General features: G+C 69.3%; 18 protein-coding genes and 1 pseudogene. 11 read left to right on the plus strand and 8 right to left on the minus strand.

Features of this window, described 5'->3' with window-relative positions; all coding sequences use genetic code 11:
• Positions 1-198 (plus strand): integrase core domain-containing protein (locus ACWFR1_RS04140; protein ID WP_453546234.1); only part of this gene is annotated, 198 nt, incomplete at its 5' end.
• Here the strand turns inward: ACWFR1_RS04140 and ACWFR1_RS04145 are convergent.
• A complete protein-coding gene (locus ACWFR1_RS04145) occupies positions 195-1,280 on the minus strand; it encodes a phosphotransferase (RefSeq protein ID WP_453546237.1) in 1,086 nt (361 codons plus the stop codon). The genes ACWFR1_RS04140 and ACWFR1_RS04145 overlap by 4 nt on opposite strands.
• Positions 1,281-1,472: 192 nt before the next feature.
• Between ACWFR1_RS04145 and ACWFR1_RS04150 the strand changes: the two genes are divergently transcribed.
• The 4 genes from ACWFR1_RS04150 to ACWFR1_RS04165 all read left to right on the plus strand — a co-directional run bounded on the left by ACWFR1_RS04150 (position 1,473) and on the right by ACWFR1_RS04165 (position 4,128).
• Positions 1,473-1,682, plus strand: coding sequence for a hypothetical protein (locus tag ACWFR1_RS04150; protein ID WP_317595271.1), 210 nt, complete (start codon positions 1,473-1,475; stop codon positions 1,680-1,682).
• 146 nt (positions 1,683-1,828) lie between these two features.
• Complete coding sequence (locus ACWFR1_RS04155; protein ID WP_453546240.1) at positions 1,829-2,428, plus strand: restriction endonuclease; 600 nt, start codon at positions 1,829-1,831, stop codon at positions 2,426-2,428.
• Between the two features lie 195 nt (positions 2,429-2,623).
• Positions 2,624-3,592, plus strand: a complete 969-nt coding sequence (locus ACWFR1_RS04160; RefSeq protein WP_453546243.1) for an FAD-dependent oxidoreductase — start codon at positions 2,624-2,626, stop codon at positions 3,590-3,592.
• Positions 3,589-4,128 (plus strand): flavoprotein, encoded by a 540-nt coding sequence (locus tag ACWFR1_RS04165; protein WP_453546245.1) that lies wholly within the window; start codon positions 3,589-3,591, stop codon positions 4,126-4,128. Before ACWFR1_RS04160 ends, ACWFR1_RS04165 begins: the two co-directional genes overlap by 4 nt.
• 155 nt (positions 4,129-4,283) lie before the next feature.
• On the opposite strand, the gene ACWFR1_RS04170 is transcribed toward ACWFR1_RS04165, so the two are convergent.
• The 6 genes and pseudogenes from ACWFR1_RS04170 to ACWFR1_RS04195 all read right to left on the minus strand — a co-directional run bounded on the left by ACWFR1_RS04170 (position 4,284) and on the right by ACWFR1_RS04195 (position 9,814).
• A complete protein-coding gene (locus ACWFR1_RS04170; protein WP_453546247.1) occupies positions 4,284-4,658 on the minus strand; it encodes a hypothetical protein in 375 nt (124 codons plus the stop codon).
• Between the two features lie 110 nt (positions 4,659-4,768).
• Positions 4,769-6,477 (minus strand): annotated as a pseudogene (locus ACWFR1_RS04175) (mobilization protein).
• On the minus strand, positions 6,474-7,127 hold the full coding sequence (locus tag ACWFR1_RS04180) for a plasmid mobilization protein (protein WP_453546250.1): 654 nt from the start codon (positions 7,125-7,127) through the stop codon (positions 6,474-6,476). Before ACWFR1_RS04180 ends, ACWFR1_RS04175 begins: the two are co-directional and overlap by 4 nt.
• A 153-nt stretch (positions 7,128-7,280) precedes the next feature.
• A complete protein-coding gene (locus ACWFR1_RS04185) occupies positions 7,281-8,105 on the minus strand; it encodes a DUF2637 domain-containing protein (RefSeq protein WP_453546252.1) in 825 nt (274 codons plus the stop codon).
• A 123-nt stretch (positions 8,106-8,228) separates the two neighbouring features.
• Positions 8,229-8,927, minus strand: coding sequence for an ATP-binding protein (locus ACWFR1_RS04190; protein ID WP_453546567.1), 699 nt, complete (start codon positions 8,925-8,927; stop codon positions 8,229-8,231).
• Complete coding sequence (locus ACWFR1_RS04195) at positions 8,924-9,814, minus strand: hypothetical protein (protein WP_453546569.1); 891 nt, start codon at positions 9,812-9,814, stop codon at positions 8,924-8,926. Before ACWFR1_RS04195 ends, ACWFR1_RS04190 begins: the two co-directional genes overlap by 4 nt.
• Positions 9,815-10,084: 270 nt before the next feature.
• On the opposite strand from ACWFR1_RS04195, the gene ACWFR1_RS04200 reads away from it, so the two are divergent.
• From ACWFR1_RS04200 to ACWFR1_RS04215, 4 genes are all read left to right on the plus strand, one after another.
• Positions 10,085-10,369 carry a helix-turn-helix domain-containing protein gene (locus ACWFR1_RS04200; protein ID WP_317595260.1) on the plus strand — a complete coding sequence of 95 codons (285 nt, stop codon included), beginning with the start codon at positions 10,085-10,087 and terminating at the stop codon, positions 10,367-10,369.
• A gap of 111 nt (positions 10,370-10,480) precedes the next feature.
• Complete coding sequence (locus ACWFR1_RS04205) at positions 10,481-10,693, plus strand: helix-turn-helix transcriptional regulator (protein WP_453546254.1); 213 nt, start codon at positions 10,481-10,483, stop codon at positions 10,691-10,693.
• On the plus strand, positions 10,690-12,129 hold the full coding sequence (locus tag ACWFR1_RS04210) for a tyrosine-type recombinase/integrase (protein ID WP_453546256.1): 1,440 nt from the start codon (positions 10,690-10,692) through the stop codon (positions 12,127-12,129). The genes ACWFR1_RS04205 and ACWFR1_RS04210 overlap by 4 nt, the downstream gene beginning before the upstream one ends.
• 177 nt (positions 12,130-12,306) lie before the next feature.
• Positions 12,307-14,454 (plus strand): hypothetical protein, encoded by a 2,148-nt coding sequence (locus tag ACWFR1_RS04215; protein ID WP_453546258.1) that lies wholly within the window; start codon positions 12,307-12,309, stop codon positions 14,452-14,454.
• A 92-nt stretch (positions 14,455-14,546) separates the two neighbouring features.
• Here ACWFR1_RS04215 and ACWFR1_RS04220 read toward each other — a convergent pair whose 3' ends face one another.
• Positions 14,547-15,371 carry an SUKH-3 domain-containing protein gene (locus tag ACWFR1_RS04220; protein ID WP_453546260.1) on the minus strand — a complete coding sequence of 275 codons (825 nt, stop codon included), beginning with the start codon at positions 15,369-15,371 and terminating at the stop codon, positions 14,547-14,549.
• Positions 15,372-15,452: 81 nt separating this feature from the next.
• Between ACWFR1_RS04220 and ACWFR1_RS04225 the strand changes: the two genes are divergently transcribed.
• Positions 15,453-15,812, plus strand: coding sequence for a hypothetical protein (locus ACWFR1_RS04225; protein ID WP_453546262.1), 360 nt, complete (start codon positions 15,453-15,455; stop codon positions 15,810-15,812).
• Between the two features lie 227 nt (positions 15,813-16,039).
• The gene (locus ACWFR1_RS04230; protein ID WP_453546265.1) at positions 16,040-17,536 is read left to right on the plus strand and encodes a S1 RNA-binding domain-containing protein; all 1,497 of its coding nucleotides are present in this window, start codon (positions 16,040-16,042) and stop codon (positions 17,534-17,536) included.
• Positions 17,537-17,550: the final 14 nt, after the last annotated feature.

Consider the following 17,550-nt stretch of genomic DNA (forward strand, 5'->3'; position numbering starts at 1 on the left):
ACCAACGGCAAGGTCGAACGCCTCAACCGCACCCTGCTCGACGAGTGGGCCTACGCCCGCCCCTACCACTCAGAACAGGAACGACGCGACGCCTTCCCCGACTGGCTGCACACCTACAATCACCACCGCGGACACACCGCGCTCGCAGGCAAACCACCCGCCAGCCGCGTCCCCAACCTCACAGGGCAATACATCTAGGCAGACCCGGCGAACGCCCGCTCCACCACGTCGAGCCGCTCCGTCCACCAGTGAAGGAGCGCCTCGTCGGCGATGAACAGCTCGTCGCAGGAGCGATCGCCCCGGCCGTAGTGGAATTCGAGCTGCCAGAAGTCCGTCATCCGCTTCCACCACAGACGACGCACGGCATCGCCCAGCTCGGCCGGCTCCAAGGGGTTCACCGACCGGTACCCGGCCACGAATGCCGACACCCGATCCAGGTCGAAGACGCCCTCCACCCCGAACTGCACCTGCGCCGTGCGGACGACTTCCTCCGCGTACGGGCGGACGCCGAGCCGGTCCCAGTCCAGAACGGCCACCAGCTCGCCGTCCGCCCAGAGGAGGTTCCGGTACTGGAAGTCGCCGTGCGTCCAGCCGTGTGGCCCCGCAGGAACATTGCTCTGGGGTTGCAACCGTGCGTGTTCGTCGAGCAGTACGCGACGCTTGGCGATCGCGTCGAGGGCCACTGGGTCGAAAGGCTCGGCCGCAGCATTAGCGCGCACAGATGCGGTGAGCCGGTCGGCCTTCTCCGCCGCACGCTCCGGTGTATCGACCTCGGCGGTCACCAAATCCGGAACTGCCGGCAGTCGGCCTGCGTCGGTAGCGTGGCGGAGAGCTACGTGGAGTCGGGCCAGATGCACGCCGAGCCCTTCCACCTGGCCAGTGGAAAGGTCGACTCCACGGATGTGTTCTCCCGGTACCCAGGGGAACAGGCAGTACCCTCTGCCGCCGACCTCGACGACCGCAGCGCCCGAAGAGGCTGTGATGGGGGCGGCCACGGGGATGCCGACCTTGGCAAGCCCGGGCAGCACGGCGAGGTTGCGCCGCAGACGGTCGAGCGGCACGTCCATGATCCGCTTGAGGGCGAAACTTCCCGCAGGGGTGTCCAGCCGCCAGTTCACATTCATCAGGCCGTCGGCGAGGTGGCGGCGCTCCAGCACGTGATCGAGCCCGAACAGGTCGATCAGCGTGGCAAGATCATCAGCGGGGACCTGTGTCCTGTCCGTCATGGATGTCCGAGTCACGCCAGCGACGATACGGGGGCGTGGCACCACCAGGCACAAGGATCACCGAGTCTGCCCCCTCATGGTTGGGATGCGTGGGAACGGGTGTCCGGGAGGCATCCAGACAGTGTCAGGCGGGGTTCTCGCCATCGTTCACCGACTGCCTGCGGCTCGGGTGCATCGTCAGCTGCACTGGTCCGGGGCGCCGTGGGGAGCGTGCGGGACGTGCGGGCGGGTGGGAGTGGGTTGCACATGATGACGGTCAACGTGGCGGTGCTGCTCGCGATCATCGTGGTGATGAGGCTGCGCCGAAGGACACAGGCCAGGAGCCGTCTCGAGGAGCGCAATACCGCGTTTCTCGTCCTGGCCTTAGGCATTCTGATCGCGCCGACTCCGGTGGGCCAGGGCATCTTCAACGGGATCGGTCAGCTGGTACGTGGCATCTCACAGGCCGGATCATGAGCACGCGGCCTCGCCAGGGCGGCCGCCGTCCCCGTTCACCATCGGCTTCCCGCCGTCGGCCCGCGTCCAGGCGTGGTGCGGCGCGCCGTACTACGAGGCAGACCTCCGGCTGGGAGCGGGCAGGCCTGCTTCTTCTGCTTTTCGCAGTGGTGTGGAGCCTGGTCGCCGGTGCCCTGCGCTGGTTGGCCGCACACCCCTGGATGTTGATCGTGCTCTTGCTGGCCGCTGTGACGGCCGGCGCGGTTGGGGTGCATCGGATTCGGGAGACCACCCGGCGAAACCGGGCGCGGGACCAGGGGCTGCGTTACGCGCTGCCGCAGATCGATGCCCTGCATCACCGGCAGTTCGAGGAGGCCGTACGGGATTTGATGCGCCGCGATGGCTGTCCGCGGACGATCCGGGTTGGCGGGGCTGGCGACAACGGCGCCGACGTGAAGGCTACTGATCCCTTCGGCCGCCTGTGGGTCATCCAGTGCAAGCATCGTAAGGCCGGTCTGGCAGGCGCCGCGGTGGGGACTCCGGACCTGCATGTTCTCAATGGCACCGGACGCCCCGTCCACCACGGCGATGTCGTCGTGCTGGTCACCAACGGCCGCTTCACGAGCAAGGCCGTTGCCTTCGCCCGTTCGCAGCGACTTCACCTGGTGGATCGTGAGCTCCTGGCCGAGTGGGCGGCCGGCTCCGTGCCGCTGTGGGAACTGCTGGGCACGGTTCCCCCTCCACGTCGTCCCGCCTTCGGCTCCTGACCGCGCCCTAACAGCGCACCGCTCAGGCAGCGCCACGGCCGTGCGCTCACTTCGCAGCGCTACCCCCTCTACCAGTTCGTCGCAGATCTACGCCGTCGACAGCGCAACTCCCAGGTGCGCAACTTCCTGACGGCCTGGAGCACGCCCTCGCCGAGCACGTACCGTCGACGCCACCTGGCCGTTAGGGTCGGGATCATGACCGCAGGGGAGCGCGTTGTCGTTGTCGGGGCTGGGGTGGCAGGGCTCACCACCGCCGTCGTTCTCGCCGAGGCCGGCGCTTCGGTGCACGTGATCGCCGAGCAGGTGCCTGGCGTCACGTCGCTGGCAGCGGGGGCTATGTGGGGGCCGTACCTGGTTGAACCGAAGGACAAGGTTGACCACTGGGGTCAGCGGTCCCTGGAGGTCTTCCGCGAGCTGGCGGACGACCCCGGCACAGGTGTCCGCCTCACCAGCGGCATCGAGGCGTCCCGCACGGCCGAGGCCCCGCCAGACTGGGCCACTACTCTGCCCAGCTTCCGGCCGTGCGAGTCGGCCGAGCTACCGACTGGCTTCACTGCGGGCTACCGGTTCACCGTGCCACTCATCGACATGCCCGCTTACCTCGGCTACCTCCTGCGCCGGCTCGATGCTGCTGGAGGAACGGTCGAGCGGCGACGCCTGGACTCGATCACGGACGCCGGCCCGGCCCCCGTGATCGTCAACTGCGCCGGACTGGGCGCCAAGGACCTGGCCCCGGACCCGGACCTTCGACCCATCCGCGGCCAGCACGTCGTCGTCATCAACCCAGGGCTGACCGAGTTCTTCTCCGAGGACACCGGCCTCTCACCGGACCTGCTGTGCTTCTACCCTCACGGCGACACCGTCGTCCTCGGCGGCACAGCCATCGATGGCGAAGGCGACGTCGCCCCAGACGAAAAGGCGGCAGCCGGTATCTTGGCCCGCTGTACGGAGGTCGAGCCCCGCCTTGCCGGGGCCCGCGTCCTGGAGCACCGGATCGGTGCCCGGCCGACCCGCGCCGCCGTCCGTGTCGAGTCGGAGCGGCAGGATGGCGACAACCTGATCGTGCACAACTATGGGCATGGAGGCGCCGGCGTCACGCTCTCGTGGGGCTGTGCCGAAGAAGCAGCAAACCTCCTGGCCACCGACGGGGGAGACAGGTGGTGAACAACCAGCCGACGAAGCCCTTCCTGTACGTCGTCGTCTGCGCCGCCGGCATCGCGGGCGACGCCCACCAGCTGATCACTGTCGCGCAAGCTCAGGGCTGGGACGTGGGTGTCGTGGCCACACCCCAAGGGCTCGGCTTCCTCGACACCGAGGCGATCACCCAACAGACGGGCTACCCGATCCGGTCCGCGTGGCGCAGCCCCGGTGACCCGCGGCCGCTGCCACCCGCCGACGCCATCGCCGTCGCGCCGGCCACGTTCAACACCGTCAACAAGTGGGCCGCCGGCGTCGCCGACACTCTCGCGCTGGGCATCCTGTGCGAGGCGTACGGGATGGGGATCCCGACCGTGGTCCTGCCGTACGTGAACGCCGCCATGGCCGCCCACCCCGCGTACGGCCGGAGCCTGGACCAGCTGCGGGAGATGGGCGTGATGGTCGGGTCGTACAAGCCTCACCAGCCGAAGGCGGGCGGCGGAGCGGATCGTTTCCGGTGGGAGGAGGCGCTTTCGTTGCTGTCTCAGGATGTTCGCCGCTGACAAGCGAGGCCGTGGGATGGTCGATTGGCCTGGGGTGCCTCTGACACGAACGGCAGCCGGGGATGATCCCGGCCGCCGTTGTGTTGTGCGAGGTTCCCAGGTGAGCCCACCATCGGGTCGATCGGTGCTGTGGGCTCAGGTCCCTGGGGCTGGTGTCACTGCCTGTCGGGGACGAAGCCGTTCATCACGTAGGCGAGGCGCTCGATGTCGGAGGGGCCTTCGTGGGACACGTGGCTGATCACGTCTCCGAGCGTGAAGTCCTCGTCGTGCTGGTCGTCGTATGGGGCCAGGACGATGTTCAGTCCGGCGATGCCCACCTTCTTCTGGACCTCCGTGTCGATGAGGAGACGGACCTCGAGGGTTGCTTCGAGCTCGTCCCGGTTGGCCAGGAGGACGGTGGCCTGTTCCTCGTTGGTGAAGGGGCGGCCGTCGAAGTGGCAGAAGGTGCCAGTGTCGGGATGGAGCCGGAAGTCCGTGTCGATGAGCAGGGTGAAGACGTCGGCGCGGAGGTAGGAATCGGTTTCGGGCATGGGTGTTCTCCTCACATGGTGGGGTGGGTGCTGATAGGTCCATGGTGCGGAGAATCCCCGGTTAGGCTAACCGGGGATTCTCGGCTATGTTCCGCTGTTCGACCTGCGGCTTAGCGTCGTCGGAGGGGCCCGTTCGCAGTGCTGATTCCCAGCGCCTCGGCTGTCCGTGGCGCAGCAGATTCACGCTTGGCGCCGGCATCGGCCACGTACCCGGGATACGGGTCGGCAGGCAGATTGGCCATCCGTCGTACGCGCCACACCAGCACGTCGCTGACTGACTCTGCGGTGCCCAGCTCGCGGCGTCCTGCCACGTCGGCAAGAAGGTCGGCGGAGGTGTGGCCGGCGGCCTCGGCGTCAGCGAGTGTGGTGGCGAGAGACGGCCAGCCGGGCTCAGCCAGTACCTGTTCAGCCAGCTCGGGCATTGCCGCCCGCAGGGCGGCGGCGTGTCTCTCCACCAGCGAGCGGGCGAGGTTTCGGCCGCGCTGATGCAGGACGGCGAGCGGCTGGTCGGCGGCGACTTGGTAGGCGACGCGCAGGTGCTCGGCGGCCCGGTGGGCTGCTTCTGCCTGTTGGGCGTGGCCCTTCCTGGCGTGCCAGTGCGCGGCGGCGGTGATCAGGAAGAACAGCATGTCGATCGCCATGGCCGTGGTGGCGCCGTCCTCGCCGCGGCCGAGGGCGGCCCCGCCGTTGACGAGCTCGCGAGCGGCCTGCCGCAATGCCTGGTCGTGTCCGCGTGCGGCGCGGATGTGGGAGCGGGTGGCACGCTCGAATGCCCCGGCGGCTTCTCGTAGTTGGTAGCGGGTGTGGGCGGCGGAGGTCTTGGCGAGCGCGTCGAGGATCTCTCCGGCGGCGGTGATGTGCGCGGCAGCGACGGCGTCCTCGCCGCTGTGGACGACGAGGACCGCATCTGAGAGCGCAGCTGTCGCACGCCGTCGTGCGGCGGCCGGTGCCGTCGGCCTGGCAGACGGCGGAGGCTTGGGCTGCCCATGGACCAGCGTTCGCGGATGCGGGGCAGGGAGAGGTCAGGGGCAAGGCGGGCGCCGGGGTAGTAGACGGGCTCGCCGTCCTTGTTGCGGTCGTCGGGAAGCGCGACCTTGTACCCGAGCAGATCACCGGAGGGAGCGACGCGCTTCTTCACCAGGAGGCCGGCGGCTGCCAAGCGGTCGAAGAACTCCTCGTCGTCGGTCGCGCCGGCCACGGCGCGTCGTACGGTCTCGCGGAGTTCCTCTCGGGCGGTGCGCTCGCGGCCCTGTCGTTCGGCTTTGTGTTGTTCGGCGCTGGTGGGGCGCTGGGCGGCGGTGCCGTCGCCGGGGGCGACCTGGTGCAGGCCGAGCTCCTTTTCGATGAGCCGGGCCTCGGCCTGGGCGCGTTTGCCGGAGCGGAAGTCGTCGGGCCTGGTGCCGTCCTCGCACACGAGGGTGGCGACGATGTGGATGTGGTCGTCCGCGTGCCGTACGGCGGCCCAGCGGCAGCCGGGCTGCCCCTCGCCCGGGTCGATGCCGGTGGCGGCGACGATTCGGTGGGCCACCTCGGCCCATTCCTCGTCGGACAGTGGCCAGTCGCCGGGCGCGGTGCGGACGGAGGTGTGCCAGACGTGCCTGGCGGGGCGGGCGTGCTCCGGCAGCGCTTGGACGGGCTGGTCCAGGAGCTGCTGGAGGGCCTTCAGTGTGGTGTTCGGGTCGCGGCCGGGGTCGGGGGCCATGCCGTCGAACGAGGCGACGAGGTGCGGGTCGACGTGCTCCTCGCGCTTGCCGGGGCCGTAGAGGTAGGAGAGCAGGCCGAGGGTCCGGTCGCCGGGCGGGTTGATGCTGGGGATCACGCAGCCTGCTGTCGTTCGAGGATGCTGGTCGCGGCGGCGTGCACGGCGTCGGCAGCTTGGCGAACCGCCGTGGCGGTGGACTCCAGTTGAGGTGCGTCCGCGCCGGAGTTGAGGGCTTTCACGGCCTGGTTGAGGTTGCTGCCGGCCCAGCCGAGCTTGCGCCGGCTGTCGAACAGCGCGGTAAGCATGTCGCGCTCGGTGGCAATCTCGGCGTTGGTGCGATCGAGGTCGCGGGCTGCTGCGAGGGCGGCACGGGCGAGGAAGCCGGCGACGGTCAGGTTGCACTGGGCGGCGGCGGTGGCGACGAGCGCGTACTCATCGTCGTTGAAGCGCGTCGAGTGCTGATGACGGCGCTTCTTCGCAGGCGGCTGACGCGGACGCTGGCGGACACGACGCTCGCGACGGCGGGACTTCGGCATCTGCTCTTCCCCCGGCTTCGATCCGCCCTCGGTCGAAGCCTCCAGGACCTGCGCCCCCTGGTGCAGGTCCTCTCCCGCCCCATCGGGGGCGGGTACGGCGGAAGCGCTGCTTCCGCCCCAACTTGCTCCGCCTCGGGCAGGACTGACGGGCATCTGCGGCGGGACGGGCCGGTCGCTCGGCTGGGACGGGATCGTCGTGGCAGGGGTGGGGTGCTGCGGGGCGGGTGTCATGTGGGGATCCTTCGGTGGGACGGCGGGAGGGGCCAGTCCGCGGTTCGTGGATGTCTCGACGGGGCGGGAGGCTGTCCGGAAATGTGGAGGGGGGCGGACCGGTCGGTCCGGGCCGTAGGGACTCGGACCAACCGGAAGTGTGTTGACCTGCGGTTATTTCCGGTCAGTGGTCTGCGGGGATTTCGGACGGCCCCTCGGTGACTCTGTCCCGCCGAGGAGCTTTTGGAGTTCCGTGAGGCGCTCGTTGCTGATGGTGTGACCGGCCGTGCGGAGGGCATTCCGGACGGTCTTCCGGGTCTGCTCGCCCTCCATCTGCTCGACGATTCGGACGAACTCGTCGAGGTCTCCGGTCGGGGGACGGCCTACCTTGCGCGGACGTACCGGGGGCTCGTCGGACGCGGCTGCCTCGGCGGCGCGGTCTGTGTCTTCGGCGGCGGACGGGGTGGCGACGGGATGCGGGCGGGGACGCTCCCCTTCCCACGGGTGCTCGGTGACTGCAGCTCCGGTTGCCCGGAGGTGGCCAGGGGCGACCTCACGGTTCGGCTGCGCGAGGTGCTGGTGGATCTGGCGCATGAGGACGCCGAAGGCGAGGAGGGCTGCGGTCGGGGGTACGGCGGCGACGACGTAGTCGAGGAGGGGGACGTCGGCGGGGTCGCGGGTGCCGGCGACGCCGGCGACGTTGAGGGCGATGGAGCCGAGGGAGCCGGTGGCGGTGATGGCGATGGCCCAGCCGTCGGGTCGGCGGCGCAGGCCGGCCCGGAGCATGAGGAGTTCGCCGGCGACGATGAAGGCATCGAGGGTGGCGGGCCAGGCCCACATGCGGGCGGGGGAGTTGCCGAGGCCGTGGTCTCCGGCGACCTCGGCGAGGTGTGCGTAGGAGAGCCAGAATCCGGCAGCGGTAAGGGTGAGGATCACCGCCCCGGCGGCGAGGAGGGTGTACCGGTCGGCGGGGTGCGGGGCAGAGGATGACGTGGTCAAGCGGAGATGCTCCAGGGCAGGGCAGGGCAGGGCAGGGCAGGGCAGGGTGTGGGTGTGGTGGCGAGGCGTCCGTGGAGATGGGGCCGGACGGCCGGGAGAGGGGCCGCGACGTAGCGGTGGGCGTCAGGCGGCGGGCCTGGGACGGCGGCGGTCCGGCCCTTCGAGGGTGACGCGTTCGGTCATCTGTGCCAGGCGGGAGGCGACGCGGTCGCCGAGGGCCGCCCGCAGGGCGTCGGTGGTGAGGTTGCTGGTGATCAGGGTGGGACGCAGGTACTCGTACCGGTGGTTGATCAGCCGGTAGGTGAGCTCCTCGGTCCACTCGCTGGTCTTCGCCGCGCCGAGGTCGTCCAGGAGCAGCAGCGGGCAGCGCATCAGGCTCTGCAGATCACGCTCGCTGTCGAAGCCAGGGCGCGGGCGCAGGCGGGCGTACAGGTCGGCAGCGGTGACTGCTTCCCAGCGCAGGCGGACCCCAGCGGCCAGCAGGCTGCGGATGGCTCCGTATGCCTGGTGGGTCTTGCCGGTGCCCGTCGGGCCGACGATCCGCAGCGAGGGACCCTCCGCGATTCCTGGCGCGCCGGCTGGGCCGGGGCGTCCGGCGCGGGCGATCTCGTCCGCCCAAGCGACGACCTCGGGATGGTCGGCGAGGGCATGCCGGTAGCGGGCGGGGATACGGGCTTCGGCCAGTTGCAGCGCGGTGACCGGCTCGGGCGTCGGCTCCTGGGCGGCGGTGTCGGGGGCTATGCCGCGTTCGGAGAGGATGTCGCCGAGTCTGCTGGTGATCCGGGCGGGCTGCTGCGGATCACGGGCGAGGGTGGCGGTCAGAGTTCACCTCCGTAGGCGGCAGCGGTGTTGGTGGGGTTGGTCCACGCCTGGTGGGGAGCGGCGGCGGCCGGGGTGGCGTTCATCGCCTCGTGCACGAGGCTGGGCAGAGTGCTGGGGTGCAGGCCCTTGGCACGCTGGAGGTCGAGGCCCGCGCGGATGTGGTTCGGGGAGATGCCCTCGTCCAGGAGCTTTTTCACCTCGCGGCCGAGGTGGCCGAGCACGCCCTGCGGCGGGCGGTGGGCGCACCCGGCGGCGTACTCGCCGATCAGGTCCTTCGTCGAGACCGAGTCGGGTGCGGGGGCGCTCGCGCCCCCCAACGGGGTAGATCCTAGATCCCTGTTCCTAGGTCCTAGATCCGGATGGTGAGGGCTCACGGAGGGCTCGGTGAGCCCTCCGTGAGGGTGCGGCGAGTGTTCACGGAATCGGCTCTGACCTGCGGATTCGTCGTTCACGGAGGGCTCCGTGAGTCCTCCCGGACGACTCGTGGAAGTCTCCGCGATGGTTCCCTGAACCTGCGGTGAGGGCTCACGCGGAATGCCGAGATCGTGGTGCGGGCACTCGGGGTTCCGGATGCCGCTGGGCCGGTTGATCTTCTGGTGCTTGGCGAAGGTGACGATGTGCAGGTACCGCTTGCCGTCCTCGCCCTCGTAGCGGCAGATCAGCCCGGCGTCATCGAGCTGGATGAGGTCTTCCTCGACCGCCTCCGGGCCGTGCTCGCGGCGCAGCGACCACAGTTGGCCGGCGATGACGGCGGCCTGGTCGCGGAACCGGCCCTGGTCGTCGGCCTGGGTGAGCAGCCCGAAGAAGGTCCGCTCGGCGGACAGCGACACCGCCGCGAGGGACTCGGACGAGAACGCCTCGGGCTTGATGGTGCGGATACGGGCGATGGCGATCGACCGCCTTTCAGGAGGGGGTGGGGGAATCCGGCATCGCCGGGGTGCATGGCCAACACAGCCACACCTGGTGCGCAGAAGTCCAGACTTAGCTCAGGAATTCCGAACAACTCGTCGGCATACCGCGTCGGCGAGTCCGGTCACTGTAGGGCCGGATTCCCGGTCGGCGAAATCGCCGCCGGAAATTGCCGTGCGATCCGCATCGCTCACGGCAGACAGGAATGCCCTTCCGGACCGGCCGGCGCGCAAGCTACAACACCACCTATGCCGCCACGCCCCCTCGCCATCGGATCCGCTGGACACGCCGCCGCTCACGCCATCGAACGCACCCGTACCGCCCGCGGCTACTCCCAGCGTCAGCTCGCCGCCCGCGTCACGGCACTGGGCCGGCCCATGACCTTCACCGCGCTCTCCCGCATCGAACGCACCGTCCGCCGCTGCGACATCGACGACCTCGTCGCCATCGCTGCAGCCCTTGGAATCGCGCCCCAGGCCCTTCTCGCCGGCGCGCTCACGTCCCCGAGGGCGGCCGGGCTGGGCGAAATATAGGCGACGATCCCCGGTTAGCCTAACCGGGGATTCTCCGGATGATTGTGGATCCCGGAACGCTCGTCGATCCGGTCCCTGCCAGAGCCATGCCCTTTTCCCGAGAGAGAAACCTTGCGCCGATCCCCGATATCTGCCACCCGCCGCTCCGAGGAAAAGCTCACCGTCGACGAGCTCTGCAATGAGCTGCGGATTTCCCGGTCGACTTTCTATGACTGGCGTCAGAAAGGACGCGCACCTCGGTGCGTGAAACTCCCGAACGGCAGCCTGCGTATCCGCCGCAGCGACCTGGAGAACTGGCTCAGCGACTGTGAGGCCGCTGCGTGACTGTTCGGTCCTACAAGGTCCGCTTCTACAAGACGGAGGTCTACGAGGGGAAGCGTGGCTCCACCTACACCGTCCGTTGGTCGGTCGATGGCCGGCGGCACGGCGAGACGTTCAAGAAGAGCGCGCTTGCCGAGTCCTTCCGCGCCACCCTGCTCGTCGCCGCCAACAATGGCGAGCCCTTCGACCAGGACACCGGCCGGCCTGTCTCCCATGCCGCGCCGTCCACCGAGATCACCTGGTACGACTTCGCCCTCCAGTACGTCGACATGAAGTGGTCCCGCATTTCGGCGAACAACCGCATCAGCACCGCCAAAGCCCTGACCAAGGCCACGCTCGCACTCCTCCGGGTCGAGCCCGTCCAGTACGAGGGCGTGGACGTCCGCAAGGCGCTGCGTGAGTACGCCTTCAACAAGAACCGCCGGGAGGAAGCCCCGTCCGAGTACCGGGCGATCCTGGCCTGGATCCGGCGCAACTCGCTCCCGATGAGCGCTTGGGAGGACACTAAGCACGTCGATGCCGTCCTCCATGCCCTCGACACCGTCCTCGACGGCACGCCGGCCGCCGCCAGCTCTGCCAAGCGCTACCGCCGCATCCTCAACGTGGTCCTGCGCCACGCCGTCCGCCAGAACGTCCTTCGGGCCAACCCCATGCCCAAGGGGAAGGAGGAGAACGCCGCCCCGAAGACCTCCGCCGCAGTCGACAAGCGATCCCTCCTCAACCCCCACCAGGTGGCCGCCCTGCTCGTCTGGATCGCCGCCCGCCCTCGCACCGGCCATCGGCTCACCGTGTTCTTCGCGACCCTGTACTACGCCGGCCTGCGCCCAGAGGAAGCGGTCGCCCTGCGAGTCGAGGACGCCGTCCTCCCGGCGACCGGCTGGGGCGAGCTCCGCGTCCACACGGCAGAGCCCGAGGTCGGCAGCCACTGGACCGACGACGGCGAGGTCCACGAGACCCGTAACCTCAAGGGCCGCGCATCCGGAGACACCCGCGCTGTCCCCGTCCACCCCGACTTGGTCGCGAGCCTCCGGGACCTGATCGCACGCGAGCAACTCAAGCCCGGTGGCCTGCTCTTCCCCGGAGAGAAGGGCGGTCTCCTGGCCGGCTCCGTCTACCGACGGATCTGGGCCAAGGCCCGCAAGGCCGTCCTGCCCGAGCACGAGTTCAAGTCGCCTGTCGGGAAGCGCGTATACGACCTCCGGCACACCTGCCTGACGACCTGGCTCAACAACGGCATCCCGCCCGCCCAGGTCGCCGAATGGGCCGGCAACAGCGTCCCCGTCCTGCTCTCCACCTACGCCCGCTGCATCACCGGGCAGATCGCCGAACTCCAGCAACGCATCGAAGGCCCCCAGGCACTGCCCGGTCCGCGGCTGCCTTCGAGCATCGGTCTTACCCGTGCCGCAGCCTCTTCGGCGAGAGGTGCTCGGGCAAGGTGACTTCTCGACACGATGCTTATCGCGCGTTGCCGACGGAGCCGCGCCTTGAAGGCTGTTCTGTGCGATGTGCCGTCGTGTGACGCGGCCGATCACTTCAACCAGCTGGAAGGGTGCCTGATGAGCCTTGCAGCTGGCTGCGGGGAGGCTCTGTCAGAGGCGGCTGGCACCATGCCCCGCATGGATCTCGCACACCCGCTCGACGACCTGGACGCTTTGCCCTGGGCCTCCTCCTCCCACGCGTACGGCAGCGCGGAGGACGTTCCTGACTTGCTTCGGGCTCTGACAGGTACGGACGCCGCTGCGGCGTCCGAAGCGCTGTCGGAGCTGTATGGAAGCGTGCTGCATCAGGGGACGGTCTACGCGGCCAGCGCGGAAGCGGTGCCGTTCCTCGCCAGGATCGCGGCGGCCGGCCACCGTACGGCTGACGTCCTCGGGTTGCTCGGTGGCATGGCCGAGAGCGAGGACGAGTACGGCGTGGCACCGGGTGGTGTTCGGGCGGCCGTGGCCGCGCAGTTGGAGCTGCTTCTGCCGTTGCTGGCCGACGCCGAGCCGGACGTCCGGCGGACCGCCGCCTGGGCGGTTTCGCACACCCGCGCAGGCAGAACCGTCCTGCCCGCGCTGGGGATCCGCTGGGCGGAGGAGACAGAGCCCGCCGTGCGGGCCGAGGTCCTGGCCGGGATCGCTCGGCTCGACCCGCAGCGCGGAGTGGTTGAGGCGGCTTCCGTCCTGGACCCGTCCCAGCCTGCCGTGGTGCGGCTGGCCGCCCTCTTCGCCTGTCTCGATGCGGACGCTTCGTGGACTGATTCCCTGCACACGACGATGCTGTCGCTCCTGCCCGCCGACTCCTTGCGTTCCGACTTCGACCTCGAACGCGGCGAGCCACTGGCCGCCGTCGTCGAAACCCTCCTGGGCCGGGATCGCGGACTGGAGCGGGAGGCAGCATTCGCCCTGGTCGACGCGGCCCTGCGCGATAGCCGGGCCGAGGTCCGGGCCGAAGGCGCCTGGGCGGCCGACCGCGCCTGCATGCTCTCGCGCAGTGCCCCGCAGCAGTTGGTGGAGAGCCTGCGTGCGGCGGCCTTCGACGACAAGGCAGTGGTGGACATGGCGTCTCTCTTGGAGCGGCTGGCCCACGCTGCCGAACCTGCTGCGGCCGTGCTCGCCCCTCTCGCCGGACGGAACCTGGACCGGGAGGACGATCACGCCGACCGTGCTCTGGCCGCACTCGTGCTCGTCGCACCCGAGCAGGCTGCCCCGCTCCTCGCCGCCGGCCTTGGGCGCCGCCCGCGTGCCCTCGACGCGGCGACCGGCTTGTGGGACGTGGAGAGCGCGGCCTTCCCGTTCGACAGGCAACTCCTCGATGCTGTTCGCTCCCGCCTCTCCCGGCCCGCGGCGCTCAGCGGCAACGAACCATGGCAGCTGACCAGTCTGTTGGCCGGGTGGGGCGCCGAGGCGGCGGCTGCGCTGCCCGAGCTGTGTGCAGCGGTCCCGCACTTTCCTGCCCAAGCCTCACGTGCCCTCGTCTCCGTCGTGGCGGACTGCGCTCCGTCCGATCGCGACATGGCCCTTGCCGCGCTGCGTACGGCAGTCCAAGGGAACGTCCTCCCGGCGGCGAAGGCCCTGTACGACCTCACGGACGATCCCGCACCGCTGCTGCGATGCCTCGAACAGGAACTCGGCCGTGGCGGCCGAGACCTGCGTGACGCCGCCAGGATCGCTGCCGTACTTGGTCCCCGGGGAGTGGTCCTAGCGCCGCTCCTGCGCGGGGCGCTCAGTGACCCGGCCAAGGACACCACGCCCGCGCTGGACACGGACACGGCCCTCGCCGAAGCCCTGTGGCGCGTCACGGGGGACCCGGAACCTGTCGTCGCCGTCCTTGCGTCGGTCTTCGACCGCGCCGCGCAGAGCCAGTGGACCCGCTGGTCGGTGGCGAGAGCCGCCCGGGCGACCGCGCTCCTCGGCCCTGCCGGTCGTTCGCTCACCGCCAGGCTGGAGGCGGCCCTCGACGATCCGGTGCAGGCGCCGGCCGTGGTGCTGGCCCTCGTAGCTGTTGCGGACCCTGCTGCTCTGGACCATGCCGCGCTCGCCTCCGCCGCCCTGGCGTCCGCCGAGTCGGACGCCGATCCGGTGGGGGCCTGCGACGCCCTGGAAGCCCTCGGAAGCGCCGCCTTGAACAACGACCACCTGCGCCGGCTTGGGGTCCTCGCCGACGGCGACGCCCGGGTGGTCCGCTCGGGAGCCGAGAACCGCATCATCCGCCAGGACGAAGCCTTCCGGAACCGCGCCAGGTCGCTCCTCACCGCATTCAGGAATGCTGCGGCGTCCTGAGTGGAGGCCCGTGAGCGCTGTGTCGGTCCGCTGGCCGACACAGCGCTCCTCGGTCGTGCCGGCGGCTCGGGGCGGTTCTCCTGCGGCCCGGTCTATTCGGAGGCGGGCATGCGAACGGGCATGACACCGAGAACGAGGTTCTCCATGGCCTCGGGCATACGGCCGAAGCGGGCCAGCCAGTCGGCGACGACGTACAGTTCACCGTCCTCGTCCAGGCCGAGGAACGCGTGACCGCGGGCGAGTTCTCCCACCGGGAAGAGGTGGTGGCCGATCTCCTCCCCCCACTCGCTGAAGCGGTCGGCCTCGCCCAGCGCCACGAGCGGGTCCAGATCGAAGGGTTCCCGCGCGCGCGTGATGCCGGCACCACCATGCTCGACCGCCAGACCGCCGAACTCGCGCAGGAAGTCCTCGGCAGCGGCATGAGAGCGGAAGCCGTCCTGCTCCATTTGTTGCTTCCAGCCGCTCGTATCGACAGCCCGTCCGGGATGCCAGCCCGTCTCCCGCAGAACCCGCTCCACCTCGGACGCCCATGCGTGCGGCTCCTTCAGCCCTACGGCGTCATCGGTGCGCACCAGACTGGCTGCGAACGCGGCGGCCTTCGCCGGATCGGGCGTCGTCAGCCGGACAACGTCTCCCCGCCGGTCGTGACCCACCACCTCGTACCCGTCGGGACGGGCGAACATTGCCGGGAGCAGGGCATGCCCCCACTCTCCCCAGCTGTCCCCTGCAGACACACTCAACTGTTCCATCGACACCCAGGGGTACATCGCACCGAGCATGGCTTCGTGGCGGGCCGCCTCGATCAGGCAGCCCAGGGACGGCGGAACCTGATTGCTGTCAGCAGGCCGAGAGGGGTACGTCTCCAGCAGCTTCGACCAGGCTGCTGCGTGACCGAGCGACGCGGGAGCGGAATCCATGCACCGACCCTGATGGCGCCAATCGCCCCCGTCAACGGCTGTGCCTGCGGCCACCGGCATCCGTCGTGCGACGATCCCGGTGTGAACGCTCCAGAAGACCTCTCCGCCGCCGAGCGCGCATTCATGCTCAACGCCTTTGAGATCGACATCCTCCCGGGCGTCCGCGGCGATCTGGACGAACCCCTCGCATCGGCGCCGCCTGGAGAGCTGGTCCCCATCCTCCTTCCCCTGATCGACAGGGGGTGGATCGATGTGTGCCGTGTCATCCCCTGGACGCCTCCGAGCGGGGGCGCCGGCGAGCAGCCTGGTCCGCCCCTCGCCCGCGAGGAACTGTTGAACGTTCTGGCCGACGCGGACAACTGGGAGTATCCGGAGAGCGGTGACTGGATCGGCTGCGTGACGCTCACCCACACACCCGAGGGCCGTCTGATCTCCTGGTGAGCCGCTTCCCTTCTTCGGTAGCTCGGGAAGCATGCAGTTGCCCTCTGCCATCCAATCCGATGACACGGCGGCTGGGTTCGCTGTTGTAGGAGCTCGCTGGTTCATGTCACGGAGCATTGCGCTGACCAGCAGGTTCCTGATCCGTCTCAGGGCGTTGTCCACACCTCTGTCTCACCTACCGGGCATTTCCTCGTGGGGGTGGCAGCGGCGTGCTGGATGATGGGACGGTGCAGCGCCCCTACGTCTACCGCGTCACCAAGTACGACCCCGCCGACCGTGACGAACACGGGCATTACACCGGTAGCGAGGACACCGTCAGCGATCACGGCGAGGTCGAGGCGTCTTACCTTCAGGCGGTCGCGGCCTTCGCCGAAGACACCGACGTCGATCACCTGGCCGTACGTGAACCGCAGGTCCCGTCCTTCGCGCACTTCGGTGCGGAGCCTCCGGTGGACGGCTTTGGGCTGGCCGGGCTCTTCCCTGCCGGTCCGACCGGTTTTCACGACGGGGCAGAGGTACCGCTCGACATCGCGCTGGAGTTGGTGCGCGCCATGTTGCGTGACAACGGCGCCTGGTGCCGGCTGGAGGCAGAAGGCGCGTTCGCGGTCCATGTGGGATGGGACCAGTACCTCTACATCGGCAGTAGCCGGCCCTGCGAGGAGGCACTGGCCCGAACCCGCGCGCTGGGGCTGTTCCCGGAACGCCTGGACTCCTCTCCGTACGAGATGGAGACCGATGACGCAGATGTCCAGCGGCCCGGTGACGACGAGTTCTGGGCCGGTCTGCGCTGGGCAGTCGCCGCATGCCGCGCCGGGCTCCTGGAAGAGACGTACATCGACGGCGCCTCGCGGTGGCACCGCCTCACGCGCGACTCCATCGACACGGTTCGCGCCGGGATCGCTCCCCGCGCCCGGCTGGCCGTGTGGCCGGGCCTGTCCTCCGACGTCGACGCAGTCATCGGTGCGCTCCCCGCCGAGGGCCTCGTCGAAGGTGTCTGGCAGGACAAGAACGGCTGGATCCACAGCGCTATGGCTGACGAGGACGAGTTCGCGGAGTTGGCCGCCCGGCTGTCCGGTGCCGATGCTGCAGCGCTCCTGTCTGTGTATGCCGATGAACGTGTGCCTCTGTTCACCGTTGTCATGCCTGACAACGATGGAGTGGTACGGGCCCGTTGGCAGACCGAGCCGACGCCGAGCGACCGGAATTGGGCCTTCCTCAAGACCCTTCACCGAGGCGAGACCGTCGCCGGCACGGTGACCCACATCGCCGACTTCGGCGTCACCTTCGTGGACATCGGCGGCTTCGAAGCGATGATCAATATCCCCGAGCTGTCATGGCGTCCCTTCAACCACCCATCCGACATCGTCTCCGTCGGCCAGGAGATCAACGCCGAAATTCTCGACGTCGATCCCATCCGCGAACGCGTATCACTGTCCCTCAAGGCCCTGCACGAAGATCCGATGCCGCTGCTGACCGTGCAGATCGGCCAGACCCTCGTCGGCCGCGTCACCAAACTCATATCGTTCGGCGTCTTCGTACGCATTGAAGAGGTGGAGAACGGTTTCGAGGGGCTGGTACACAACTCCGAACTGGCCGACGAGCACCTGGAAAACCCTCAGCTCGGCATCCAGGTGGGTGACGCACTACTGGTCAAGATCCTTGACATCGACACGGTCCGGCGTCGAATCACCCTCTCGCACCGGCAAGCTGTTTCAGGGCTCTAGCCCCAGGCCGTCTG

The organism is Streptomyces sp. NPDC055103 (assembly GCF_053607625.1).

Excerpts from the sequence above, each read along its gene's own strand:
- ACWFR1_RS04200 (WP_317595260.1), top strand. The coding sequence starts at position 10,085 with ATGCCGCCACGCCCCCTCGCCATCGGATCCGCTGGACACGCCGCCGCT.
- ACWFR1_RS04180 (WP_453546250.1), bottom strand. The coding sequence starts at position 7,127 with ATGACACCCGCCCCGCAGCACCCCACCCCTGCCACGACGATCCCGTCC.
- ACWFR1_RS04160 (WP_453546243.1), top strand. The coding sequence starts at position 2,624 with ATGACCGCAGGGGAGCGCGTTGTCGTTGTCGGGGCTGGGGTGGCAGGG.
- ACWFR1_RS04150 (WP_317595271.1), top strand. The coding sequence starts at position 1,473 with ATGATGACGGTCAACGTGGCGGTGCTGCTCGCGATCATCGTGGTGATG.
- ACWFR1_RS04215 (WP_453546258.1), top strand. The coding sequence starts at position 12,307 with ATGGATCTCGCACACCCGCTCGACGACCTGGACGCTTTGCCCTGGGCC.
- ACWFR1_RS04220 (WP_453546260.1), bottom strand. The coding sequence starts at position 15,371 with ATGGATTCCGCTCCCGCGTCGCTCGGTCACGCAGCAGCCTGGTCGAAG.
- ACWFR1_RS04170 (WP_453546247.1), bottom strand. The coding sequence starts at position 4,658 with ATGCCCGAAACCGATTCCTACCTCCGCGCCGACGTCTTCACCCTGCTC.